Origin of the sequence: Micromonospora sp. CNB394, from assembly GCF_000374985.1 — a bacterium.
GTDB lineage: Bacteria > Actinomycetota > Actinomycetes > Mycobacteriales > Micromonosporaceae > Micromonospora > Micromonospora marina.
Map to the genome: position 1 here is coordinate 24020 of NZ_KB895832.1, position 23588 is coordinate 47607.

The 23588-nt window shown below is 71.5% G+C and carries 21 protein-coding genes; 18 read left to right on the plus strand and 3 right to left on the minus strand.

Annotated features, from left to right (window positions below; all coding sequences use genetic code 11):
• Position 1 precedes the first annotated feature (1 nt).
• The 5 genes from trpS to C569_RS0112150 all read left to right on the plus strand — a co-directional run bounded on the left by trpS (position 2) and on the right by C569_RS0112150 (position 3523).
• Positions 2-1027 (plus strand): tryptophan--tRNA ligase, encoded by a 1026-nt coding sequence (gene trpS, locus C569_RS0112130; protein ID WP_018786048.1) that lies wholly within the window; start codon positions 2-4, stop codon positions 1025-1027.
• Between the two features lie 22 nt (positions 1028-1049).
• Entirely contained in the window at positions 1050-1637 is a 588-nt protein-coding gene (locus C569_RS0112135) for a 2'-5' RNA ligase family protein (protein ID WP_018786049.1), read from the plus strand.
• A 56-nt stretch (positions 1638-1693) separates the two neighbouring features.
• Complete coding sequence (locus C569_RS0112140; protein WP_018786050.1) at positions 1694-2635, plus strand: YhjD/YihY/BrkB family envelope integrity protein; 942 nt, start codon at positions 1694-1696, stop codon at positions 2633-2635.
• Entirely contained in the window at positions 2632-3006 is a 375-nt protein-coding gene (locus tag C569_RS0112145) for a GntR family transcriptional regulator (RefSeq protein ID WP_018786051.1), read from the plus strand. Before C569_RS0112140 ends, C569_RS0112145 begins: the two co-directional genes overlap by 4 nt.
• Positions 3007-3079: 73 nt before the next feature.
• Positions 3080-3523, plus strand: coding sequence for a hypothetical protein (locus C569_RS0112150; RefSeq protein ID WP_018786052.1), 444 nt, complete (start codon positions 3080-3082; stop codon positions 3521-3523).
• A gap of 153 nt (positions 3524-3676) precedes the next feature.
• On the opposite strand, the gene C569_RS0112155 is transcribed toward C569_RS0112150, so the two are convergent.
• A complete protein-coding gene (locus C569_RS0112155; RefSeq protein WP_018786053.1) occupies positions 3677-5308 on the minus strand; it encodes a glycoside hydrolase family 13 protein in 1632 nt (543 codons plus the stop codon).
• A gap of 313 nt (positions 5309-5621) precedes the next feature.
• Positions 5622-6689, minus strand: coding sequence for a LacI family DNA-binding transcriptional regulator (locus C569_RS0112160; protein WP_026268050.1), 1068 nt, complete (start codon positions 6687-6689; stop codon positions 5622-5624).
• Positions 6690-6887: 198 nt separating this feature from the next.
• Here C569_RS0112160 and C569_RS0112165 point away from each other — a divergent pair, with 198 nt between their 5' ends.
• The 4 genes from C569_RS0112165 to C569_RS0112180 all read left to right on the plus strand — a co-directional run bounded on the left by C569_RS0112165 (position 6888) and on the right by C569_RS0112180 (position 12619).
• On the plus strand, positions 6888-8138 hold the full coding sequence (locus C569_RS0112165; protein WP_018786055.1) for a maltose ABC transporter substrate-binding protein: 1251 nt from the start codon (positions 6888-6890) through the stop codon (positions 8136-8138).
• Entirely contained in the window at positions 8138-9781 is a 1644-nt protein-coding gene (locus C569_RS0112170; RefSeq protein WP_018786056.1) for an ABC transporter permease subunit, read from the plus strand. The genes C569_RS0112165 and C569_RS0112170 overlap by 1 nt, the downstream gene beginning before the upstream one ends.
• A complete protein-coding gene (locus C569_RS0112175; RefSeq protein WP_018786057.1) occupies positions 9778-10677 on the plus strand; it encodes a sugar ABC transporter permease in 900 nt (299 codons plus the stop codon). Before C569_RS0112170 ends, C569_RS0112175 begins: the two co-directional genes overlap by 4 nt.
• A gap of 142 nt (positions 10678-10819) precedes the next feature.
• Complete coding sequence (locus C569_RS0112180; RefSeq protein ID WP_018786058.1) at positions 10820-12619, plus strand: glycoside hydrolase family 13 protein; 1800 nt, start codon at positions 10820-10822, stop codon at positions 12617-12619.
• A 55-nt stretch (positions 12620-12674) separates the two neighbouring features.
• Here C569_RS0112180 and C569_RS0112185 read toward each other — a convergent pair whose 3' ends face one another.
• Positions 12675-13262 carry a TetR/AcrR family transcriptional regulator gene (locus C569_RS0112185; protein WP_026268051.1) on the minus strand — a complete coding sequence of 196 codons (588 nt, stop codon included), beginning with the start codon at positions 13260-13262 and terminating at the stop codon, positions 12675-12677.
• Positions 13263-13360: 98 nt separating this feature from the next.
• Between C569_RS0112185 and C569_RS0112190 the strand changes: the two genes are divergently transcribed.
• The 9 genes from C569_RS0112190 to C569_RS0112230 all read left to right on the plus strand — a co-directional run bounded on the left by C569_RS0112190 (position 13361) and on the right by C569_RS0112230 (position 23583).
• On the plus strand, positions 13361-14353 hold the full coding sequence (locus tag C569_RS0112190) for a hypothetical protein (RefSeq protein ID WP_018786060.1): 993 nt from the start codon (positions 13361-13363) through the stop codon (positions 14351-14353).
• Positions 14354-14410: 57 nt separating this feature from the next.
• Positions 14411-14752: a hypothetical protein gene (locus C569_RS0112195; protein ID WP_026268052.1), complete on the plus strand. Its 342-nt coding sequence runs from the start codon at positions 14411-14413 to the stop codon at positions 14750-14752.
• Positions 14753-15028: 276 nt separating this feature from the next.
• The gene (locus tag C569_RS0112200) at positions 15029-16099 is read left to right on the plus strand and encodes a BMP family protein (RefSeq protein ID WP_018786062.1); all 1071 of its coding nucleotides are present in this window, start codon (positions 15029-15031) and stop codon (positions 16097-16099) included.
• 121 nt (positions 16100-16220) lie between these two features.
• Positions 16221-17921, plus strand: coding sequence for an ABC transporter ATP-binding protein (locus tag C569_RS0112205; protein WP_018786063.1), 1701 nt, complete (start codon positions 16221-16223; stop codon positions 17919-17921).
• A gap of 173 nt (positions 17922-18094) precedes the next feature.
• On the plus strand, positions 18095-19282 hold the full coding sequence (locus C569_RS0112210; protein ID WP_369753419.1) for an ABC transporter permease: 1188 nt from the start codon (positions 18095-18097) through the stop codon (positions 19280-19282).
• Positions 19283-19284: 2 nt separating this feature from the next.
• Positions 19285-20565, plus strand: a complete 1281-nt coding sequence (locus tag C569_RS0112215; protein WP_026268053.1) for an ABC transporter permease — start codon at positions 19285-19287, stop codon at positions 20563-20565.
• Positions 20566-20670: 105 nt separating this feature from the next.
• Positions 20671-21372 carry a cytidine deaminase gene (locus C569_RS0112220; RefSeq protein ID WP_036345705.1) on the plus strand — a complete coding sequence of 234 codons (702 nt, stop codon included), beginning with the start codon at positions 20671-20673 and terminating at the stop codon, positions 21370-21372.
• A 149-nt stretch (positions 21373-21521) separates the two neighbouring features.
• Positions 21522-22802 (plus strand): thymidine phosphorylase, encoded by a 1281-nt coding sequence (locus tag C569_RS0112225; protein ID WP_026268054.1) that lies wholly within the window; start codon positions 21522-21524, stop codon positions 22800-22802.
• A gap of 100 nt (positions 22803-22902) precedes the next feature.
• A complete protein-coding gene (locus C569_RS0112230; RefSeq protein WP_026268055.1) occupies positions 22903-23583 on the plus strand; it encodes a DUF4272 domain-containing protein in 681 nt (226 codons plus the stop codon).
• The last annotated feature ends 5 nt before the right edge of the window (positions 23584-23588 follow it).

Sequence of the window (23588 nt, forward strand, 5' to 3'; positions counted from 1 at the left end):
CATGTCCGACGTACCCGCCCGCCCGCGCGTCTTCTCCGGCATCCAGCCGACGGCCGACTCGTTCCACCTCGGCAACTACCTGGGCGCGCTGCGGCACTGGGTGGCGTTGCAGGACAGCCACGACGCCTACTACTGCGTGGTCGACCTCCACGCGATCACCGCCGGGCACGACCCGTCGGTGCTCAAGCGCCGCAGCCGGTTGGCCGCCGCGCAGCTGTTCGCGCTCGGCCTGGACCCGGAGCGCAGCACGCTGTTCGTGCAGTCGCAGGTGCCCGAGCACTCGCAGCTGGCCTGGGTGCTCGGCTGCATCACCGGCTTCGGCGAGGCCGGCCGGATGACCCAGTTCAAGGACAAGTCGCAGAAGCAGGGCAGCGAGCGGGCCAGCGTCGGCCTGTTCACGTACCCGATCCTCCAGGCCGCCGACATCCTGCTCTACCAGGCGAACGCGGTGCCGGTCGGCGAGGACCAGCGGCAGCACCTGGAACTCTCCCGCGACCTGGCGCAGCGGTTCAACTCGCTGTTCGGCCGCACCTTCACCGTGCCCTCCCCGCACATCGTGAAGGACACCGCGAAGATCACCGACCTCCAGGATCCGGCGGCCAAGATGTCGAAGTCGTCGTCCTCCCCGGCCGGCATCATCGACCTGCTGGAGGAGCCGGCCCGTTCGGCCAAGAAGATCCGCTCGGCGGTCACCGACACCGGCCGCGAGATCGTCTTCGACGCCGAGGGCAAGCCGGGCATCAGCAACCTGCTGACGATCTACTCGGCGCTGTCCGGCCGCTCCATCGACGACCTGGTCGCCGCGTACGACGGCAAGGGCTACGGCGACCTGAAGAAGGACCTCGCCGAGGTGGTGCGGGAGTTCGTCACGCCGATCCAGGAACGTACGAACGCCTACCTGAACGACCCGGCCCAGCTCGACAAGCTGCTGGCGCGGGGCGCGGAGAAGGCCCGGTCGGTGGCCGCCGGGACGCTGCGGGACGCGTACGAGCGGGTCGGTTTCTTCCCGCCGGTGCGGTTCGAGTAACGGCCCGGACGGGCGGGAACGGGTGACGCAGCCGGTGGCCGGAGGGGTGGCGCGCGACGTGGCGGGCAGTGGCACGGCGCCCGGCGGCGCGGACACGATCCAGATCGGGATCGCTGTCGACGTCCCCGAGCCCTGGGGTGGGCTGCTCACCCGCCGCCGGGTCGAGGCCGGCGACCCGCTCGCCGTCCCCGCGCACGTCACCCTCCTCGGGCCCACCGAGATCCCGGTACGCGCGCTGCCCGCCGTCGAGGAACACCTGGACCGGGTCGCCGCCGCGCACCTGCCGTTCACGCTGCACCTGCGCGGCACCGGCACGTTCCGTCCGGTCACCCAGGTGGTGTTCGTGGCGGTGGCGGCCGGGATCAGCGAGTGCGAACTGCTGGCCGCCGCGATCAACTCGGCTCCCGAGCTGCGGCGCGAGCTGCGTTTCCCGTACCACCCGCACGTCACCGTGGCGCAGGACGTGCCGGCCGAGGTGCTCGACAAGGCGTACGAGGACCTGGCCGACTTCTCCGCGTTGTTCCAGGTGGAGGCGTTCACGCTGTTCTCGCACAGCGGGGCGACCCGGTGGCAGCCCCGCCGCGACTTCCGGCTCGGCGGCCGGAGCTGAACATCCGACCGGCCGGGGCCCCTCCGCGACGGGCGGAGATCGGCGAGGATGACGGGGTGAATGTCTTCGGCCGGATCGAGGCGGCGGCGGGGCGCCGCATCGACGCGGCCCGGGGCCGCTCGTCGGTCTTCGACCACGTCTGGCGGGCGGGGACGCTCTACGCCGACCTGCTCGCCGGGCGGCTCGCCGCCGCCATCGCCTACTACGGCTTCTTCGCCGTGTTCGCGCTCGCGCTCGTCGCGTACTGGATCTTCGGGGCGGTGCTGCGGGACAACGAGGAGGTCAGCCGCGGCGCGGCCCACTTCCTGCAGGAGAACCTGCCCTTCCTCGACCCGGTGCAGATCGCCGAGAGCAGCGGCACCGTCGGCGTGGTCGGCCTGGTCATCCTGGTCTTCACCGGCATCGGCTGGGTGGAGGCCATCCGCTCCTCGCAGCGGCTGATGTACGGCTTCAACCAGCAGCCCGGCAACCTGGTGGTGCGGCGCCTGGTCGACCTGGGCGTGCTGGTCGCGGTCTTCGTGCTGCTGTTCGTCTCGGTCGCCGCCGTGGACGCGCTGGAGTCGCTGCTGCGCTTCCTGCTGCGCAGCACCGGCTCGGTGGGCCTGACCACCGTCAGCGCGGTGCTGAGCGTGCTGGTGAACGCCGTGCTCGCCGCCGCGCTGCTGCTGGCGGTGCCCCGGCTGCGGATGAGCCGGCGCCGGCTGCGCCCGGCGGTGCTGACCGTCGCCGTCGGGATCACCCTGCTCAACACAGTGGGGCGCTACTACGTGGTACGCACCGAGCGGAACCCCGCGTACACCGTGGTCGCCACCGCCGTGGGCCTGCTGCTCTACCTCTACCTGCTCAACCAGTTGGTGCTCTTCGGTGCCGCGCTCGCCGCCACCAGCCGGTACGGCCGGGTGGTGGACCTGGCCGAGGGCGGTGCCCGGGAGGTGGACGTGGAGGCGGACGTGCTCGACGAGGAGACCGAACCGGGCACACCGGGGGGAGCGGGATGAGCGCGCGGATCCGGATCGACGCCGAGTCGGCGGTGCCGCCGTACGAGCAGGTGCGGGCGCAGTTCGCCGCGCGCATCGGGGACGGGCGGCTGCCGGTGGGCACCCGGCTTCCGGCGGTGCGGCAGCTCGCCGCCGACCTGGGGCTGGCGGTCAACACGGTGGCGCGGGCGTACCGGGAAATGGAGGGCGCCGGGCTGGTCGAGACGCGGGGCCGGCACGGCACCGTGGTCGCACCCGGCCGGGACGACGCCACCGACCGGCTGCAGCGGGCCGCCGCCGAGTACGCCGAGCAGGCGCGCCGCCTCGGTGTCCCGCCGGAGCGGGCGGTCGCTCTGGTCCGTGCGGCGCTGGACGCCGGTACGCGTGGCTGAGCGTGGTCCCCGAAGCGGGGAGAGTCGGATGATTGCGTTCCCCGGGCCGATGCGTGCCGACCATGATGGGCCGGTGGGCGCACTCGTGACACTGGACCTGCCGGACGACTCCCCGATCCGGGGCCTGCCGTGGATCATCACGTTCGGCCCGCTCGGCGCCGAGGACGACTGGGAGCCGGTGGTCTGCGGCCCGTACGAGCGACCACACGCGCTGGCGCTGGCCGAGGCGGTGGTGGCCGACGAGCAGTTGATGGCGGTGGTGGAGCCGCTGCTGCCGGCGCTCACTCCGGAGGAGATCCGCGGCGAGATCGCGGTCGCGCAGATCGCGGCCGAGGACGAGGCGGCGCAGGTCGACCAGGCGGACCTCTACGGCGACTTCGAGGACGTCATCGACGAGGAACTGGAGCGGGCCGCCGAGCGCGAGCCGGAGCCCGAGCCGGCGAGGGCACCCGACCGGGAGGAGATCCGGGCCGGGTTCGCTCGGATCGCCGCGCTGCTCACCACGAAGGGCGGCTGAGGACGCTCAGCGCCACCGACGGACGCCGGCCCCCGGGGAGCACACTCCCGAGGGGCCGGGGTCACCTCACCCCCCACCACAAGGGGTCGGCAGCCCAGCCGCCCGTCGGCGCGGGGCACAACGGACGGCCAGGTCGTTGGCGGGTTACCCGGCTCAGCGCCGTTCGAACCACGCAGCCGCGTCCACCGGCAGGACGTGCCCGTCGCCCCGCTCGGTGAGGTCGGCGCTCGCGACGAGCGGCCGGCCGTAGCCGCGCACCGTCACGTCGGCGCCGCTGATGTTCACCACGCAGGTCACCTCGGCGTCCCCGGTGGTACGGCGGAACGCCAGGACGCCGGGCTCGGTCTCCAGCCAGGTGATGGCGTCCAGACCGGCCAGCGCCGGGTGTTCGTGCCGGATGCGCAGCGCGGCCCGGTACAGCTCCAGTGTCGAGCCGGGCGCCCCGGTCTGGGCGGCCACCGACAGTGACCGCCAGGTCGCCGGTGCCGGCAGCCAGCTCAGCTCGCTGCCGTCCGGCCCGAAGCCGTACGGGGGCAGCTCGCCGCCCCACGGGATCGGCACGCGGCAGCCGTCCCGGCTCTCCCCGGTACGCCGGAACGCCGGGTCCTGACGCAGTTCGTCGGGGAGGTCCAGCACCTCCGGCAGACCCAGTTCCTCGCCCTGGTAGACGTACGCGCAGCCGGGCAGCGCAAACATCAGCAGCGCGGCGGCGCGGGCGCGGCGCAGGCCGACCTCGCCGTCGCCGTACCGGGTGACGTGCCGCTGCCGGTCGTGGTTGGAGAGCACCCAGGTGGTCGGCGCGCCGACGATCGTGGACTCGGCCAGCGCCGTGTCGATCACCTTGCGGAACGAGTCGGCCGACCAGGTGGCGTCGAGGAAGTCGAAGCTGAACGCCTGGTGCAGCTCGTCCGGGCCGATGTAGCGGGCCAGCCGCTGCGGCGTCTCCGCCCACGCCTCGGCGACCGCCATCCGGCCACCCGGGTAGCTGTCCAGGATCGGCCGCCAGGCGCGGTAGATGTCGTGCACCTCGTCCTGGTCGAAGTACGGCAGCCGGCCCTTGCCCAGCAGTTCGGACTGGCGCTGGCCGGTGGTCATCGAGTTGAAGCCGACGTCCGGCAGACCCTCGGCCTTGATCATCCCGTGGGCCACGTCGATCCGGAAGCCGTCCACGCCCCGGTCCAGCCAGAAGCGCAGCACGTCCTCGAACTCGGCCCGCACCTCCGGGTGGCGCCAGTTCAGGTCGGGCTGGGCCGGGTCGAACAGGTGCAGGTACCACTGGCCGTCGACCACGCGCGTCCACGCCGGACCGCCGAAGATGCTCTCCCAGTCGTTCGGCGGCAGCTCGCCCTGCTCGCCCTTGCCCTCGGCGAACAGGTAGCGCTCGCGCTCCGGCGAACCCGGTCCGGCGGCGAGCGCGGCGGCGAACCACGGGTGGGCGCTGGACGTGTGGTTCGGCACCATGTCCACGATGATCCGCAGGCCGAGCGCGTGCGCGTCGGTGATCATTTCGTCGAAGTCGGTCAGGTCGCCGAACAGCGGGTCCACGTTGCGGTAGTCGGCCACGTCGTAGCCGGCGTCGACCTGCGGCGAGGTGTAGAACGGCGTCAGCCAGAGCGCGTCCACGCCGAGGTCCCGCAGGTACGGCAGGCGCTGCCGGATGCCCTGGAGGTCACCCACACCGTCGGAGTTCGCGTCGGCGAAGCTACGGACGTACACCTGGTAGACGACAGCGGACCGCCACCAGTCGTCGGCGGTGCGTGAGGTGGTGCGGGGGGCGGAGGCCATCGCTGTCGGTCCCGTTCTGTGGCGGCTTCTGGTGCGGCGCAGGGTGTCTGAGCAGAATGCCGCCATCACACTGCAAGAGTCAAGCATTCCTTGCGCAAGAAATGGCCGTCATCACCCGCGCCACCCCCCGCGCCGCCTCCCGCATCCCGGGACGCCCACTCACCCGCACCGCCCGCCCCGCCCAACTCCGGGCGGGTTGAGCGGTGATCAAGGAGTTTGTGTCCGGGAGGGAGATCGACTGCGCCGCAAACTCCTTGATCAACGGGGAGAAGGGGGCGGGGCAGTGGGGGAGTGGGGAGAGGGGGTGCGGGGGTCAGGCGGGGATGGGAAGGGACGGGGCGGGGCGCTGGCGCTTGGGTGGGTCGGTGGGGCGGGCCACCGCTGTGGAACCGCGTACCACCAGCTCGGGGCGGAACAGGTACTCCGAGTTCGGGGAGGGGTGCCCGTTGATCTCGTCGACCAGGGCCCGCACCGCGGCCACGGCCATGGCGGCGACCGGCTGACGCACCGTGGTCAGCGGCGGGTCGGTGAACGCCATCAGCGGGGAGTCGTCGTACCCGACCACGGAGATGTCGCCCGGCACCGACAGCCCGCGCTGGCGGGCGGCCCGGATCGCGCCGAGCGCCATCAGGTCGGAGCCGCAGACCAGTCCGGTCACGCCGCGCTCGATGAGCCGTCCGGCGGCCGCCTCGCCGCCCTCGACGCCGAACAGGGACAGCTCCGTCAGCTCGGCCAGTTCGTCGGGGGCGATGTCGGTCAGACGCCCCATCGCGGCCTTGTAGCCGGCGACCTTGCGCTGCACCGGCACGAACCGGTCCGGGCCGGTGATCAGACCGATCCGGCGGTGCCCGAGCGCGACCAGGTGGGCGACGGCGAGTTCGGCGGACTCCCGGTCATCGCAGGAGACGAACGGCGCGGGGATGCCCGGGGCGTAACCGTTGATCATGACGATCGGCAGCGGCCGGGCCAGCAGGGTGCGGTAGCGGTCATGGTCCGCGGCGGTGTCGGCGTGCAGGCCGGAGACGAAGACGATGCCCGAGACCTGCCGGTCCAGCAGCATCTCCACGTATTCGTCCTCGCGGACGCCACCAGGGGTCTGGGTGCAGAGCACCGGGGTGTAGCCGGTGGGGGCGAGCGCGGACTCGATGATCTGGGCGAACGCCGGGAAGATCGGGTTGTCCAGCTCCGGCACGACCAGGCCGACCAGTCCGGCGCTGCGCTTGCGCAGCCGGGCCGGTCGTTCGTAGCCGAGCACGTCGAGCGCGGTGAGGACGGCCTGCCGGGTCTCGGGGGCCACACCGGGGCGGTCGTTGAGCACCCGCGACACCGTGGCCTCGCTGACTTCAGCCTGTTGGGCGATGTCGGACAGTCGAGCGCGCATGTGCGGCACTTTAGCCCAAAGGCAAAGTCTTGCGTACGCTCCTGCAAGCCCTTCCATTCTCTGCAACCTCTTGCTAACGTCCCCGCAACATGCGAGAGCAGCGGCGCAGCATCCCGCGCCGGTCAGCAAGAAATTTCAGAGGTTTCCACTGGCGGGCCGCCCTTCCCCCGGCGGGCCGCCATGACGACAGGAGTACCGATGCGCATCCGTACCGCGGGTGTGGTCGCCGTCCTCGGCCTGGCGCTCGCCGCCTCCGGCTGTGGTGACAGCGGCAGCGACAAGCCGGCCGCCGACGAGTCCGCCAAGGCGACCGGCGGCAAGCTGGTCATCTGGGCCGACGACAAGCGCACGGCCGCCCTCAAGCCGTTCGCCGAGGAGTTCGGCAAGGAGAACGGCGTGACCGTCGAGGTCCAAGCCGTCTCCAAGGACCTGCAGACCAACTTCGTCACCGCCTCGCAGCAGGGCAGCGGCCCGGACGTCGTGGTCGGCGCGCACGACTGGATCGGCAACCTGGTCCAGAACGGCGCCATCGACCCGGTGCAGCTCCCGGCCGAGCAGAAGTCCGGGTTCAACGAGACCGCGATCAAGGCCGTCACGTTCAACGGCCAGCTCTACGGTGTGCCCTACGCGACCGAGAACGTCGCGCTGATCCGCAACACCGAGCTGGCCCCCGAGGCGCCGAAGACGATCGAGGACCTGGTCGCCACCGGCAAGAAGCTCAAGGCCGAGAAGAAGGCCAGCGAGATCCTCTGCCTGCAGTCCGGCCAGAACGGCGACGCGTACCACATCTACCCGCTCTACACCTCGGGCGGCGGCTACCTGTTCGGCACCGCGGCGAACGGCGACTACGACCCGAAGGACCTGGGCGTGGGCAAGCCGGAATCGATCGCTGCCTTCCAGAAGATCGCCCAGCTGGGTGAGAAGGGCGAGGGTGCGCTGAAGCGCTCCATCACCGGCGAGAACTCCATCGCCACCTTCACCGGCAAGAAGTGCGCGTTCCTGGTCTCCGGCCCGTGGGCCGTGGCCGACGCCAAGAAGGCCGACATCGCGTACGACATCTCCCCGGTCCCCGGCTTCGCCGGTGGCAAGGAGGCCCAGCCGTTCGTGGGCGTCCAGGCGTTCTACGTGGCCGCCAAGGGCAAGAACAAGGCCCTGGCCCAGGAGTTCGTCACCAACTACGTGACCAAGCCCGAGCTGGCCGTCGCGCTGTACAAGGCCGAGCCGCGCCCGCCGGCGCTGACCGCCGCCTTCGACCAGGTCAAGGGCGAGGACGCGGACCTGGCCAAGTTCTCCGAGGCCGGCAAGAACGGCCAGGTGCTCCCGGCGATCCCGGCCATGGCCGCGATCTGGGACCCGTTCGGCAAGGCCGAGGCCGCCATCATCGGCGGCGCCGACCCGGCCAAGACGATCACGGCCGCCGGCAAGACCATCCAGGGTCAGATCAAGTAATGAGCGCGCCGCCGTCCGGCCCGGGGCCTGCACCGCAGGCCCCGGGCCGGGAGCCCGTACGCCGTGGGCTCCCGCGCACGTCCCGTACCGCGCGGCAACACGCGCCGATCACCGCGACCGGCCTCGTCGTCAAGGTGGTCCTGCTCGGCCTGGTGGCCGGGATCGCGATCTGGGCGGCGTTCCCGCTCATCGAGGCCGAACACTGGATCGGGCTGGGCGTCCTGGTGGCCACCACCGCCGGTCTGTTCTACCTCTACCTGAGCCGCCGGCACATCCCCGCCAAGTACCTGGTCCCCGGCACGCTCTTCCTCATCGCCTTCCAGGTCTTCCCGGTGCTCCACACCGCGAGCACCGCGTTCACGAACTTCGGCGACGGCCACCGTGGCAGCAAGGACGACGCGATCGTCGCCGTGCAGACCTCCTCGGTGAAGCAGGTCCCCGGCTCGACCGAGTACAACCTCACCATCGCCACCACCGGCGATCCGGCGACCGGCTCGCTGACCTTCCTGCTCAGCGACCCGAAGACCCAGGAGGTCTTCGCCGGGGACGCGGACGGGCTCCGCAAGCTCGACGCCGCCGACGTCGAGGTGAGCAGCCTCAGCGGCAAGATCACCGCCGCGGACGGCTTCACCCTGCTGAACATCGGGCAGGCCAGCAGCCGCAGCGATGCGATCACCGCGCTCATCGTGCCCACCGACGACGGCGCCATCCGCTCCAACGGCCTGACCCGGGCCTACGAGGGCAAGGCGATCCGGGCGTACGACGCCGCGTGCGACTGCGTCAAGGACAGCGAGACCGGCAAGACGTGGACCGCGGACGAGAAGGTCGGCTCCTTCGTCGCCGCCGACGGGGAACGCCTCGCCCAGGGCTGGAAGGTCGACGTCGGGCTGAAGAACTTCAGCACGGTGCTCACCGACCCGAACATCTCCAAGCCGTTCTTCGGCACCCTGGCCTGGAACTTCGCGTTCGCGATCGGCTCCACCGGCTTCACCTTCCTGCTCGGTATGGCGATCGCGCTCGCGCTGCACTCACCCCGGATGAAGGGCACCAACTTCTACCGGGTGCTGCTGATCCTCCCGTACGCGATGCCGTCGTTCGCGATGCTGCTGATCTGGCGGGACATGTTCAACACCGACTTCGGCCTGCTCAACAACCTGTTCGGGCTGAACGTCGACTGGTTCGGCGGCAACTGGTCCGCCCGGATCGCGGTGGTGCTGGTGCAGTTGTGGCTCGGCTATCCGTACATGTTCCTGGTGGCCACCGGCGCGTTGCAGGCCATCCCCCGGGAGCTGACCGAGGCGACCTCGGTGGACGGGGCGTCGCCCTGGCAGTCGTTCCGGGCGGTCACCCTGCCGCTGCTGCTGGTGGCGCTGTCGCCGCTGCTGATCGCGTCGTTCGCGTTCAACTTCAACAACGTCAACGCGATCCTGTTCACCACCGAGGGCGGCCCGTTCGCGCCGGACAACCCGACCAACGGCGCCACCGACCTGCTGATCACCTACACGTACCGGCTCGCGTTCGGCGCGCAGGGCGCCGAGTTCGGCCTGGCCGCCACCGTCTCGATCTTCATCTTCGCGATCGTGGCGACGGTGTCGGCGATCAGCTTCCGGCGGACCCGCAAGCAGGAGGAGGTGTACTCGTGACCACCATCGCGCAGACGCAGGCGGCCACCCGCCGGCCGGCTCGCCGCTCGCGCGGCCGCTGGTTCGCCCAGGTCGGCTGGCGGCACCTGGTCGGGGTGCTGGCGGTGGCGTTCAGCCTCTTCCCGATCCTGTTCGTGATCTCGGCGGCGTTCAACCCGCTCGGCACGCTCTCCTCCACCGAGCTGCTGCCGACCGGGGCGTCGCTGGAGAACTTCACGAACCTGTTCGACCAGACCGCGTTCGGCCACTGGTTCCTCAACTCGCTGCTGCTCGCGGGCGTGGCCAGCTTCGCATCGATCTTCCTGTCGTCGCTCGCGGCGTACGCGTTCTCCCGGATGCGCTTCGCCGGACGCCGGGTCGGCCTGCTCGCGCTGCTGCTGATCCAGATGTTCCCGCAGTTCCTGGCGATCGTGGCGATCTTCCTGATCTTCACCACGCTCACCGACCTCTACCCGTCGATCGGGTTCAACACCCCGTGGGGCCTGTTCCTGCTCTACATGGGTGGCGCGCTCGGCGCGAACACGTGGCTGATGAAGGGCTTCTTCGACACGCTGCCGAAGGAGTTGGACGAGTCGGCGACCATGGACGGCGCGTCGCACGTGCAGGTCTTCTTCCGGATCATGCTGCCGCTGGTGGCGCCGATCCTGGCGGTGACCGGCCTGCTCGCGTTCATCGGGTCGATCAACGAGTTCATCATCGCCAACGTGTTCCTCACCGAACCCGAGTCGAAGACCCTCGCGGTCGGCATGTTCGGCCTGGTCGCGGGCGAGCGCAACAACAACTTCGGGATGTTCGCGGCGGGCACGCTGCTCACCGCGATCCCGACGGTGCTGGTGTTCCAACTGCTCCAGCGCTACATCGTCTCCGGGCTCACCTCCGGAGCGGTAAAGGGCTGAGCCTCCTCGGCTCACGCTGCGGCAAGGGCGTCGTGTCGGCGTACACCGGAGCGGTTCTCGGGCGGACCGCCGCGGTCGGGTGAACCGGCCGCGGCGGGTGCCCGCCCCCTCTCCCTGTCGGTACGACGCGAAAGGCAGCACCATGCCCCTTCAGCCGCACCACGACGGCTCCGCCACCTACGTCCCGGAGCAGGAGCCCGCGCTCGGACAGACTGTTCCCGTCTTCGTCCGGGTACCGGCCGGATCCGGCGTCTCCGAGGTGCACGTGCGCACCACCGGCGACGGCGAGCCGCGCTTCGCCGAGGCGCGGATCGACCGCACCGAGAACGGCGACGTGTGGTGGCGGGCCGACGTCGAGGTCCGCAACCCGGTCAGCAACTACCGCTTCCTGCTCGACGGCGAACGCGGCACCCGCTGGCTCAACGCCGCCGGCCTGGCCGGGCACGACGTGCCGGACAACGGCGACTTCAAGCTGGTCGGCTACGCCCCGCCGCCGGCCTGGGCCCGCGACGCGGTGATCTACCAGATCTTCCCGGACCGGTTCGCCCGCTCGGCCGCCGCCGACGGCCGGACCCCGCCGGACTGGGCGATCCCGTGCGACTGGGACACCCCGGTCGTCGGCCGCGGCCCGGAGACGCCCCGCCAGTTCTACGGCGGCGACCTCGACGGCGTCACCGAGCGCCTCGACCACCTGGACCGGCTCGGCGTCAACACCGTCTACCTCACGCCGGTCTTCCCGGCCCGCTCCAACCACAGATACGACGCGTCGAGCTTCGACACCGTCGACCCGCTGCTCGGCGGCGACGCGGCGCTGGCCCGGCTCGCCGACGCGGTGCACGCCCGGGGCTGGCGGCTGCTCGGCGACATCACCAGCAACCACACCGGCGACGCCCACGACTGGTTCACCGCCGCCGTCTCCGACGTCGACGCGCCGGAACGCGAGCTGTACTACTTCGACCTGCCCGGCTCGGACTACGAGTCGTGGAACGGGGTGAAGTCGCTGCCGAAGCTGAACTGGGGCAGCGCGGAACTGCGCCGCCGGTTCGCCACCGCCGAGGACTCGCTGCTGCGCCGCTGGCTGCGCCCGCCGTACCGGCTGGACGGCTGGCGGGTCGACGTGGCGAACATGACCGGCCGGCGCGGCGCGGACGCGTACACCCACGAGGTGGCGCGGCTGCTGCGCGAGGTGGTGGCGCAGACCCGCCCGGACGGGCTGCTGCTGGCCGAGCACGGCCACGACCACAGCGGTGACCTGGACCGCGACGGCTGGCACGGGACGATGAACTACGTCGGCTTCACCGACCCGGTCTGGTCCTGGCTGCGTCACGGCGACGACCCGGTGCCGAACTTCCTCGGCACCCCGGGCGGGGTACGGCGACGCGACGCGAGCGCGGTGCTCGCCACCATGAACGGCTACCGGTCGCTGGTGTCCTGGCGGTCGTACACGCACTCGTGGCAGCTGCTCGGCTCGCACGACTCGGCCCGGATCCGCACCGTGGTCGGCGACGCGGCCCGGCAGGAGGTGGCGGCCGGACTGCTCGCCACCATGCCCGGCACGCCCGTGGTCTTCGCCGGTGACGAGCTGGGCCTGACCGGTACGAACGGGGAGGGCTCGCGTACCCCGATGCCGTGGCACCGGCCGCAGAGCTGGGACCGGCGCACGTTCGAGGCGTACCGGTCGTTGCTGACGCTGCGCCGCGACGAGCCGGCACTGCGGCACGGCGGCTTGCGCTGGGTGCACGCGGACGCGGACACGCTGGTCTTCCTCCGCGAGGCGCCCACGTCGACGGTGCTGGTGCTGGCCCGCCGGGCCGCCGGCACTCCGGTCCGCCTGACCGGCCTGCCCGCCGCCGACAACATCTACGGTGGTGCTCCCGCCCTGCGCCCCGGCGCCGCGACCCTCCCCGCCGACGGCCCCACCTTCCAGGTCTGGCACTGGTGAAAGAAGGGGCCCCTTGTTAACGCATTGTGCATAACAAGGGGCCCCTCCTAACACCTCAGCGCAGCAGGGTGCGGGCGCCGGCGAGGTAGGTGGCGCGGTCCGGGGAACCGGTGAGGATGCGCTGGGTGAAGTAGCCGGGGACCAGGCCGAAGAGCGCCGCGCCCACAGCGGCCGGGTCGGCCTCGGGGGGTAACTCACCGGCGTCGCGCGCCCGTCGGGCCGCGGTCACGAAGTGGCCGCGCAACCGGGTGTACGTGGCGGCGACGAACTCCGCCAGCACCGGGTCCCGCTGCGCCTCGCTCCACACCTGCAGTGCCAGCGGCAGCACGCCGTCCGGGCCGAGCTGGGCGTCGACGAAGGTCAGCGCGCGTTCCAGCACGTCGGTCAGGGGCAGCGGCGGATCGGCGGTCGAGAGGTCGGCGAAGTTCTCGTCGGCGGTGCCGACCACCGCCTGGGCGATGGCCGTGATCAGGTCGTTCTTGCTGGGGAAGTAGCGGTAGACCGCGCCGACGGAGAGCCCGGCCTCCCTGACCACGTCCTGCATCGAGGTCTGGTGGAAGCCGTCGCGCACGAAGCAGCGCCGGGCCGCCTCCAGGATCTGCTGGCGGCGGGCGGAGAGGTGCTGTTCGGAGACGCGTGGCACGACACACATTCTAAAGCGAGCGTTCGTTCTTGACGAACGCGCCGACGGCGGCGCACGCTTCATTTCAATAGAACGAACATTCGTTTTAAGGAGAGACGATGCTCCGCTCCCGCTCGCCCTGGACCGTCGCCGCGCTGCTCGTCGGCGCCGTGGTGATGGTGCAGGCGCTGCTCGTACCGCTGTTCGCGGCGCCCGCCACGCACCTCGCGCCGCGCGACCTGCCGGTGGCCGTGGCCGGCCCACCGCCGGTCGTCGCCGAGCTGACCGCACGGCTCACCGCGGCCCGGCCCGGCGGCTTCGCAGTCACCACACTGCCGGACGCGGCGGCGGCCGACCGGGCGTTGCGGGACCGCGAGGTGTACGCCGCGTTCGTGGCCGGCCCGGACGGCGTCGCCCTGCACACCGCGCCGGCCGCCGGCCCGGCCGTGGCGGTCCTGCTCACCGAGGCCGCCGGCCAGCTCTCGCCCGGCCGCCCGGTGCCGGTGACCCAGGTCGTGCCGACCGACCCGGACGACCCGCGCGGGGCCGGCTTCGCCGCCGGGTTCCTGCCACTGGCGCTCACCGGCATGCTGGCCGGCGCGCTGCTCACGCTGCTGGTCGCCGGCCGTCGCGCCCGCCTCGCCGGCCTGATCGGGTACGCGGTGCTGGCCGGCGCGGCAGGCGTCGCGGTGCTGCACGGCTGGCTCGGCCTGCTCGACGGGAACCTGTGGCGGGAGGCCGGCGCGATCGGGCTGTTCTCGCTCGCCGCCGCCGGCACCGTGGCGGGACTCGGCGCGCTGCTCGGCCGGGCCGGGATCGGGCTCGGCGCGCTGCTCGTGTTCCTGCTCGGCAATCCGCTCTCCGCCGTCTCCGCCGCCCCGGAACTGCTGCCACAGCCGTGGGGCGTGGTGGGCCAGTTCCTGCCGGTCGGCGCCGGTGGCACACTGCTGCGCTCGGCGGCCTTCTTCGACGGCGCGGGCGCCGGTCGGCCGCTGGCCGTGCTGGCCGCGTACGCGCTGGTCGGGCTCGGGTTGGTCCTGGTCGGGCGGCGCTTTGCCACCGACGCCCGGGTGCCGGTGGCGCCGCCGACGCGAGCCGAGGTCACGGTATGACTGCTTCTGCGCGGGGCGACTACTACGAAGCGTCGTTGATGGGGGAGGATGGGCCGCGTGGAAGCTCTTCGACTGATTCTCCTCTACGTCCATCTGATCGGCTTCGCGCTGCTGCTCGGTGGCGCGATTGCCCAGTACGTCACCGGCCGGCTGCGGATCAACGCGGCAATGCTCTGGGGCGCGATCATCCAGATCCTCACCGGCGTCGGGCTGTCCGCTCCGCTGCGGGACGGGGACGAGCCGGCCCCGGCGAAACTTGTTACCAAGTTGGTGCTCGCGCTGCTGATCTTCGTCATGGTCTTCTTCTCCCGTAAGCGGGAGACCGTCAACCGTGGCCACTTCCTCGCGATCGTCGGTTTGACGCTGGTCAACGCAGCCGTGGCGGTGTTCTGGCGTTAGTTCGCCGCGAGCCGGGGAAGCTCGGGAAACGGACGTTCGCGACACCGCCGCGTACGCCTGCCAGCCGGACAAGTGACGTGCCCCACGCAAGGGTTACGCCGGGGTAACGGACGCTCAACAGTCGTGCACGATTGTCGGCCGGTGGGTGGGCGCGGGCGTACGCTCCCGTCCGTAACGTGGGACGCCGGCGGCACACCGCAGGCCGGCGAAAGGGCTGCACACCGTGCACGACGCGGTGTGCAAGGGGAAGGAGACGTCTTGCGCTCTGTGCGTGGGATGCGGATCGCCTCCGCCGTCGTGGCGGGTGGACTCGTGCTGGGCGCTGCCGCGTGTGGTGAGGCTCCGGACGACGACAACAACGCCGGTGGCGACGGCGGCAAGAAGTACAGCGCCTGCATGGTGACCGACGTCGGCGGCGTCGACGACAAGTCCTTCAACGCCTCGGCCTGGAAGGGCCTCCAGGAGGCGCAGAAGGAGAACGACAACATCGAGATCAAGAACGTCCAGTCGAAGGCCGAGGCGGACTACGAGGTCAACCTGACCGGGTTCGTCAACCAGCAGTGCGACTTCATCCTGGCCGTCGGTGGCCTGATGTCGGACGCCACCAAGGCAGCGGCCGAGAAGAACCCGAACCAGCAGTTCGGTCTCGTCGACGCCAACCCGGGCGTGAGCAACGTCTACCCGATGCAGTTCGACACCGCGCAGGCCGCGTTCCAGGCCGGCTACCTGGCCGCCGGGATGAGCAAGACCGGCAAGGTCGGTACGTACGGTGGCCTCCCGATCCCGCCGGTCACCATCTTCATGGACGGCTTCGCCGACGGCGTGGCGTACTACAACACGGCCAAGAGCAAGAACGTCCAGGTGCTGGGCTGGGACAAGGCCACCCAGAAGGGCTCCTTCACCAACGACTTCGTCAAGCAGGACGAGGGCAAGAAGGTGTCCGACGCGCTCGTCGCGCAGGGCGCCGACATCGTGATGCCGGTCGCCGGCGGCGCCGGGCTCGGCACCACCGCCGCGGCCAAGGCCTCGGGCGGCAAGTACTCGGTCGTCTGGGTGGACATCGACGGCTGCGACAGCACCCCGGACTGCTCGGCGATCCTGACCACCGTCGTCAAGAACATCCCGGACGCCGTCAAGGAGGCCGTGCTGAAGGCCGCCGGCGGCGAGAAGCTCCAGTCCACTCCGGGCTTCGTCGGCACGCTGGCGAACAACGGCGTCTCGATCGCCCCGTACCACGACTTCGACAGCAAGGTCCCGGCGGACCTGAAGGCCGAGGTCGACAAGATCAAGGCGGACATCGCCGCCGGCACCATCACCGTCACCTCGAAGGCCCAGCCGACCAAGTGACCGCTTCGCCGGCCACCGCGGTGCGATCATCGGCAGCGGGGGCCGGCGGACAGCAGCTCTGACGATCCGGCCGTCCCGGCGCAACGGGGAAGGTACCCCAGCGCCGGGGCGGCCGATCACCTTGAATCCCCCGACCATCCCCACCCGGCGTGGTGGCGGCGCGGCAGGTCGCTACGCTGCACCATCGCTCGCACTCCAGGAGGTTGCGCTGAGACTCGAACTGCGCGGCATCACCAAACGGTTCGGTGATCTGGTCGCCAACGACCACATCGACCTGACGGTGGAGCCTGGAGAGATCCACGCCCTGCTCGGCGAGAACGGCGCCGGCAAGTCGACCCTGATGAACGTGCTCTACGGCCTCTACCAGCCGGACGAGGGTGAGATCCTGGTCGACGGCAAGCCGCTGAAACTGCGGGGCCCGTCGGACGCGATCGCCGCCGGGATCGGGATGGTGCACCAGCATTTCATGCTGGTGCCGGTCTTCACCGTGGCCGAGAACGTCATGCTCGGCGCCGAGCAGGTCAGAGGGCCCTTCGCAGGCATCCTCGACCGTCGGCGTGCCCGGCGCGAGGTCGCCGAGGTCTCCGAGCGGTACAACCTGCGGGTCGACCCGGACGCGGTGATCGAGGACCTGCCGGTCGGCATCCAGCAGCGGGTGGAGATCGTCAAGGCCCTCACCCGCGACGTCGACCTGCTGATCCTCGACGAGCCCACTGCCGTGCTCACGCCGCAGGAGACCGAGGAACTGCTCACCGTCATGCGGTCGCTCAAGGCCGCCGGCAAGTCGATCGTGTTCATCACCCACAAGCTGGGCGAGGTGAAGGCGATCGCCGACCGGATCACCGTGATCCGGCGCGGGAAGACGGTCGGCACCGCCGAGCCGAGCGCCAGCCGGGACGAACTGGCCGCGCTGATGGTCGGGCGCAGCGTCCGGCTGACCGTGGACAAGCAGCCGGCCACCCCCGGCAAGCCGGTCCTGGAGGTTTCCGGCCTGGTCGTGGACGACGACCGGCAGGTACGCGCGGTCGACGGCGTCGACCTGACCGTGCACGCCGGTGAGGTGCTCGGCGTCGCCGGCGTGCAGGGCAACGGCCAGACCGAGCTGATCGAGGCGATCATGGGCCTGCGCCCGGTGCTCACCGGCACGATCAGCCTCGACGGCGAGCCGACGCACGGCTGGTCGACCAAGAAGGTGCTCCGCGCCGGTGTCGGCTACGTGCCCGAGGACCGCAGCGTGGACGGCCTGGTCAAGGAGTTCTCCGTGGCGGAGAACCTGGTACTGGACGTCTACGACCGGCCGCCGTTCGGCAAGGGCCTGTCGCTGAAGCCCGACGCCATCGCCAAGTCGGCGCGGGAGCGGATCGAGCAGTTCGACGTCCGTACCTCCTCGGCCGACGCGGCGGTCGGCACACTCTCCGGCGGCAACCAGCAGAAGGTGATCGTGGCCCGGGAGCTGTCCCGGCCGCTGAAGCTCTTCATCGCCGCCCAGCCCACCCGGGGCGTGGACGTCGGCTCGATCGAGTTCATCCACAGCCGGGTCATCCGCGAGCGGGACATCGGCACCGCGGTCATGGTGGTCTCCAGCGAACTGGACGAGGTGATCGGCCTGGCCGACCGGATCGCGGTCATGTACCGCGGCCGGATCATCGGCGTCGTCGGCCCGGACACCCCGCGTGAGGAGATCGGCCTGCTGATGGCCGGCATCACCCCGGACGCCGCCACCCCGGACGCCGCCACCCCGGACGCCGCCACCCCGGACGCCGCCACCCCGGACGCCGCCACCGCGACCGAGGACGGCCCTGGCAACGAGGACGAGGCATGACCAACCCGAACCCCGCTTCGGGCTCGCCGGACAAGGAGCCGGCGACCGAGGCGCAGGAGTCGCTGAGCGAGGCCCGGGCGACGCCGACGCAGCCGGCCGGTGACACCGAGCAGACGGTGCCCGCCACCGCGACCGCGAAGAGACCGTCCCCGGCCGGGGAAGCCCGCCCGAGCATGGGTCGGCTGTTCCTGGACAACCTGTGGGCGGCCAACACGGTCACCGTGACGGTGCTCGCGGTGCTGCTGGCCATGGTGGTCGGCGCGGTGCTGATCATCGTGTCCGACCCGGAGGTGCTCGCCACCTACGGCTACATCACCGCCCGGCCCACCGACGCGCTGAACGCCAGCTGGACGGTGGTCAGCGAGGCGTACGCGAACCTGTTCAAGGGCGCGATCTTCGACCCGGACGCGGTCGGCTTCACCGCCGCCATGAGCCCGATCTCGGAGACGCTCACCTACGCCGCGCCGCTCGTCTTCACCGGCCTGTCGGTGGCGCTCGCCTTCCGCGGCGGCCTGTTCAACATCGGCGCCCAGGGCCAGGCCACCATCGGCGTGATCCTGGCCGCCGTGGCCGGCTTCGCGCTGCCGCTGCCGCCCGGCGTGCACCTGCTGGTGGCGTTGATCGCCGGCGCGCTCGGCGGTGCGCTCTGGGGCTTCATCCCCGGCATCCTCAAGGCACGGGCCGGCGCGCACGAGGTGATCAACACGATCATGCTCAACTACGTGGCGGTCTACTTCCTGACCTGGATCATCGTCCAGAGCGGGGTGCAGGACCCGAACCGGGCGGACGCGATCAGCAAGCCGGTCGACTCCTCCGCGCAGCTGCCCCGCCTGCTCGGCGACGACCTGCGGGTGCACGCCGGCATCCTGCTCGCGGTGGCGGCCACCTGGTTCATCGCCTGGCTGCTCAACCGCTCCACGCTCGGCTTCGAGCTGCGGGCGGTGGGTGCGAACCCGGACGCGGCCCGGACCGCCGGCATCAGCGTCACAAAGACGTACGTGCTGGTGATGGTGTTCGCGGGCATGCTGGCCGGTCTCGGTGGCTCGACCATGGTGCTCGGCACCACTGCCACGGCGCTGACCCCGCTGGTGATCGCGCAGATCGGCTTCGACGGCATCCTGGTCGCGCTGCTCGGCCGCGTGAAGCCGTGGGGTGTGCTGCTGGCCGCGCTGCTCTTCGGTGCCCTCCAGGCCGGCGGCAACCGGATGCAGTCGTACTCCGGCATCTCGCTGGAACTGGTCACCGTGCTCCAGGCGCTCATCGTCATCTTCATCGCCGCGCCTGCCCTGGTGAAGACGATCTTCCAGCTCCGGGCGGCCCGCGCCGCCCGGTTGCAGACGAGCCTCGCGAAGGGCTGGTGAGCATGTCCACCACCGCTGTCCCCGAGGTCGCCGTAACCGCGGTCGACGAGGGTTTCTGGACCCGTAACCGGAAGATCGGCGCGGTCCTGCTGGCGCTCGGCGTGCTCGCGGCGGTGCTGTTCGGCGCACTCGCGACCGACCAGCACGCGCGGTTCACGCTCAGCGAGACCGAGGGCGGGGCCGCCCTGGAGATCAACGGTACGGTCGGCGCGATCCTGTTCGGGCTGATCACCGCCGCGGCCGGAGGCGCCCTGCTGGCCGGTGTGCCGAAGCGCTGGTTCACGCTGCTGCTCGGCGCCGGGCTGGTCGCCTTCGTGCTGAGCTTCCTGTGCTGGCAGGTCTCCGCCGCGCCCGAGGGCCGCAACTTCATGCCGCTGGTGAACGTCGTCCGCGGTACGTTCATCCTGGCCCTGCCGCTGATCTTCGGTGCGCTCGCCGGTGTGCTCTGCGAGCGCTCCGGCGTGGTGAACGTGGCGATCGAGGGCCAGCTCCTGATGGGCGCCTTCTCCGGCGCGCTGTTCGGCAGCATGTCCGGCAGCGTCTGGGTGGGCCTGGTGGCTGCCGCCATCGGCGGTGCGTTCATCTCGTTCCTGCTGGCCGTGTTCTCCATCCGCTACCTGGTCGACCAGGTGGTCATGGGCATCGTGCTCAACCTGCTCGCGGTCGGCATCACCGGCTTCCTCTACGAGCGGCTGATGCAGACCGACGCGGCGAAGTACAACAGCGCGCCCCGGTTCGGCAACTGGGAGATCCCGCTGCTGTCCGACATCCCGCTGATCGGTCCGGCGCTGTTCCGGGGCAACATCTTCCTCTACCTCGGCCTGCTGCTGGTGCTCGTCATCCACCTGGCGCTGTTCCGTACCCGGTGGGGCCTGCGGACCCGCTCGGTGGGCGAGCACCCGACCGCGGCGGACACGCTGGGCGTGAAGGTGCTGCGGCTGCGCTACCGCAACGTGATCCTGGCCGGTCTGGTGGCCGGCGTCGGCGGCGCCTCGTACACGCTGGCGCTCTACTCGTTCACCAAGAACATGATCGGCGGCAAGGGCTTCATCGCCCTGGCCGCGCTGATCTTCGGCCGGTGGAGCCCGACCGGCGCGCTGCTCGCGGCGCTGTTCTTCGGCTTCGCCGACCAGCTCGCCACCTACCTGGGCGCGATCGGCAGCAGCATTCCGAGCCAGTTCCTGGCGATGCTGCCGTACCTGGCGACGATCCTGGCGGTGGCCGGGCTGGTCGGCAAGGTCCGGGCGCCGGCCGCCGACGGCAAGCCGTACATCAAGGGCTGACCGCTTGCCGCGACACAGTGCCCGGCGGGTCGCCCCGCCGGGCATCGTCGTCTCCGGCCGCGCCCGCGACCGATCGGGTGTGAATTGGGCAGAATGGGGGTCGTGATGGAGATCGACTGGGAGCGGCTGCGTACCGCCGCCACCGAGGTCATGCGCCACGCCTACGTGCCGTACTCGAAGTTCCCGGTGGGTGCCGCCGCGCTCGTCGACGACGGCCGGGTCGTGGTCGGCTGCAACGTGGAGAACGCCGGATACGGCGTCACGCTCTGCGCCGAGTGCGGTGTGGTCTCGCAGCTGCACGCCACCGGCGGGGGCCGGATCGTGGCGTTGTCCTGCGTCGACGCCACCGGTGAGCCGTTGATGCCGTGCGGCCGGTGCCGGCAGCTGCTCTGGGAGCAGGGCGGGCCGGAGTGCCTGGTCGAGGCGAAGGGCGGGCCGTTGCGGATGGCGGAGCTGCTGCCGCACGCGTTCGACGTGGCCGACATCGAGGCGGTGACCGGCGAGCACCCGGTGCCGGTGGTGCCGGACCGGCTGGCCGCCTGGCGGGGCCGGGGCACCGTGTTCGTCCACCCCGACCTGTCGGGCGGGCAGCAGGTCTGGACGACGTACTGGGAGCGGTCGTCCGGTGAGACCGAGGGCGCCGAGACCGGCGTGCTGGAGGAGGGCTCGACCTGGGACGACCCGGCCGAGGCGATCGAGTGGGGGCTGGCGCGGACGCCGCGCGTGGTCGTGGTGGACGCCTCGGGGACGATCTTCTGGGCCGGTGAGGGTGAGCCACCGACGGAGATCCCGGTTCGTTGGGGTTGAGCTGGAGGGCCTGGGCCGACCGTGCCCGGCTCCGGGCGGTCAGGCTTGATCCCTCCGCCGGTCACGGTCGGCCCAGGCCGGACCTGGTCACCGTCCGCGGAAAGAGTGCGGTCCGCGGCGATTGTTGATCTATTGATGGGAACTCAAAGGTGAGTGCTTTTACGGCGATTGACGTCATCCGGGCCAAGCGGGACGGGGGCGTGCTGAGCGACGGGCAGATCGACTGGGTGGTCGACGCGTACACCAGGGGTCTGGTCGCCGACGAGCAGATGTCGGCGCTGGCCATGGCGATCCTGCTGCGCGGCATGACCGCGCCGGAGATCGCCCGGTGGACCGCCGCCATGATCGCCAGCGGCGAGCGGCTCGACCTGTCGCCGGTCTCCCGGCCGACTGTGGACAAGCACTCCACCGGCGGCGTCGGTGACAAGATCACCCTGCCGCTGACCCCGCTGGTGGCCGCGTGCGGCGCGGCGGTGCCGCAGCTGTCCGGCCGGGGCCTGGGCCACACCGGCGGCACGCTGGACAAGCTGGAGTCGATCCCGGGCTGGCGGGCGGCGCTGTCCAACGACGAGTTCATCGCGCAGCTCCGCGACGTGGGCGCGGTGATCTGCGCGGCCGGCGACGGGCTCGCCCCGGCCGACCGCAAGCTGTACGCCCTGCGCGACGTCACCGGCACGGTCGAGGCGATCCCGCTGATCGCCAGCTCGATCATGAGCAAGAAGATCGCCGAGGGGACCGGCGCGCTGGTGCTCGACGTGAAGGTCGGCTCCGGCGCGTTCATGAAGAACGCCGACGACGCCCGCGAACTGGCCCGCACCATGGTTGAGCTGGGCGGCGCGCACGGCGTACGGACGGTCGCCCTGCTCACCGACATGTCCACCCCGCTCGGCCTCGCAGTGGGCAACGCGGTCGAGGTGACCGAGTCGGTGGAGGTGCTCGCCGGCGGTGGTCCCGCCGACGTGGTGGAGCTGACGCTGGCGCTGGCCCGGGAGATGCTCGACGCGGCCGGCCTGCCGGACGCCGACCCGGAGGCGGCGCTGCGGGACGGCCGGGCGATGGACTCCTGGCGCACGATGATCCGGGCGCAGGGCGGTGACCCGGACGCCCCGATGCCCGTCGCGAACGAGGTCGAGGTGGTCACCGCGACCGAGGACGGGTGGATCGCCGAGGTCGACGCGTACGCGATCGGGGTGGCCGCCTGGCGGCTCGGCGCGGGCCGGGCGCGCAAGGAGGATCCGGTGAGCGTCCCGGCGGGCGTGGTGCTGCACAAGCGCCGCGGTGACCGGGTGCGCGCCGGTGACCCGCTGTTCGAGCTGCGCGCCGAGCACGCCGAGCGGATCCCGGCCGCGCTGGCCGAGGCGCGCCGCGCGGTGCGGATCGCGCCGGACGCGCCGGACGCGCCGCCGCTGGTCGTCGAGCGGATCGGCTGACCGGGCCCGGCCGTGGTGCCGGCCCGGCCGGAGCCGCTATCCTCCCAGGCCAGGGGGACCGGCCGGCCACGAGCCGAGGTGAGCAGACAGGGGCTTGACCGTGCGCGTACCCGCTCCCGACCCCCGGGCCGTCCGCGAGGCGAGCCTGGACGAGTTGTCCCGGCTGGGTCTTCCGCTGCCGCCGCCGCAGTTCCCGCTGGTGTGGGAGCCGGGTGACGAGATCGAGCTGCGGCCGACCCCGGAGATCGAGGCCCGGATCGCGGTGCTGCACGTGATCCTGGCCCGCTGCTTCGGGATGCCCGCGCGGGCGGCGACGGGCTGGCTGCTGGAGTCGCACCTGGTCGACTCGGTGACGCCGCCGGAGTGGCAGTTCGTGATGGGCGGCCGGGGCGACCACAGGTCGTTCGTGCTGCACCACGACGCCTTGTTCTCGCTGGCCTGGGTGCTCGGGCTGGCCAAGGAGCTGGACCCGACGGTGCCGGTGGACGAGCGGCTGGTCGAGCGCATGCCGAACCTGGTCGCGGGGGAGACGTTCGGCCAGTGGCGGGCCCGGATCCTGGCCGCGCCGCAGCATCCCGGTGACGCCGCGGCGCTGCTGGACCTGCACTACTGCCTCGACTGGGCGTACCTGGAGATCGAGAAGGCGGGTGGCGCGCTGCCGGGGTTGGTGGACGCCAACGCGATCGGGCAGCGCCGGTGGGCGCTGGAGTGGGCGGTGGTGCTGCGCGGGCCGTACCACGACGAGCCGCCGGGCTGGGAAGAGGTGGACCTGTCCACCTGAGGCGG

Coding starts and splice junctions, on each gene's coding strand:
- trpS (WP_018786048.1), top strand. CDS start 2: ATGTCCGACGTACCCGCCCGCCCGCGCGTCTTCTCCGGCATCCAGCCG.
- C569_RS0112145 (WP_018786051.1), top strand. CDS start 2,632: ATGAGCGCGCGGATCCGGATCGACGCCGAGTCGGCGGTGCCGCCGTAC.
- C569_RS0112160 (WP_026268050.1), bottom strand. CDS start 6,689: ATGCGCGCTCGACTGTCCGACATCGCCCAACAGGCTGAAGTCAGCGAG.
- C569_RS0112165 (WP_018786055.1), top strand. CDS start 6,888: ATGCGCATCCGTACCGCGGGTGTGGTCGCCGTCCTCGGCCTGGCGCTC.
- C569_RS0112180 (WP_018786058.1), top strand. CDS start 10,820: ATGCCCCTTCAGCCGCACCACGACGGCTCCGCCACCTACGTCCCGGAG.
- C569_RS0112155 (WP_018786053.1), bottom strand. CDS start 5,308: ATGGCCTCCGCCCCCCGCACCACCTCACGCACCGCCGACGACTGGTGG.
- C569_RS0112215 (WP_026268053.1), top strand. CDS start 19,285: ATGTCCACCACCGCTGTCCCCGAGGTCGCCGTAACCGCGGTCGACGAG.
- C569_RS0112170 (WP_018786056.1), top strand. CDS start 8,138: ATGAGCGCGCCGCCGTCCGGCCCGGGGCCTGCACCGCAGGCCCCGGGC.
- C569_RS0112200 (WP_018786062.1), top strand. CDS start 15,029: ATGCGGATCGCCTCCGCCGTCGTGGCGGGTGGACTCGTGCTGGGCGCT.
- C569_RS0112210 (WP_369753419.1), top strand. CDS start 18,095: ATGGGTCGGCTGTTCCTGGACAACCTGTGGGCGGCCAACACGGTCACC.
- C569_RS0112190 (WP_018786060.1), top strand. CDS start 13,361: ATGCTCCGCTCCCGCTCGCCCTGGACCGTCGCCGCGCTGCTCGTCGGC.
- C569_RS0112220 (WP_036345705.1), top strand. CDS start 20,671: ATGGAGATCGACTGGGAGCGGCTGCGTACCGCCGCCACCGAGGTCATG.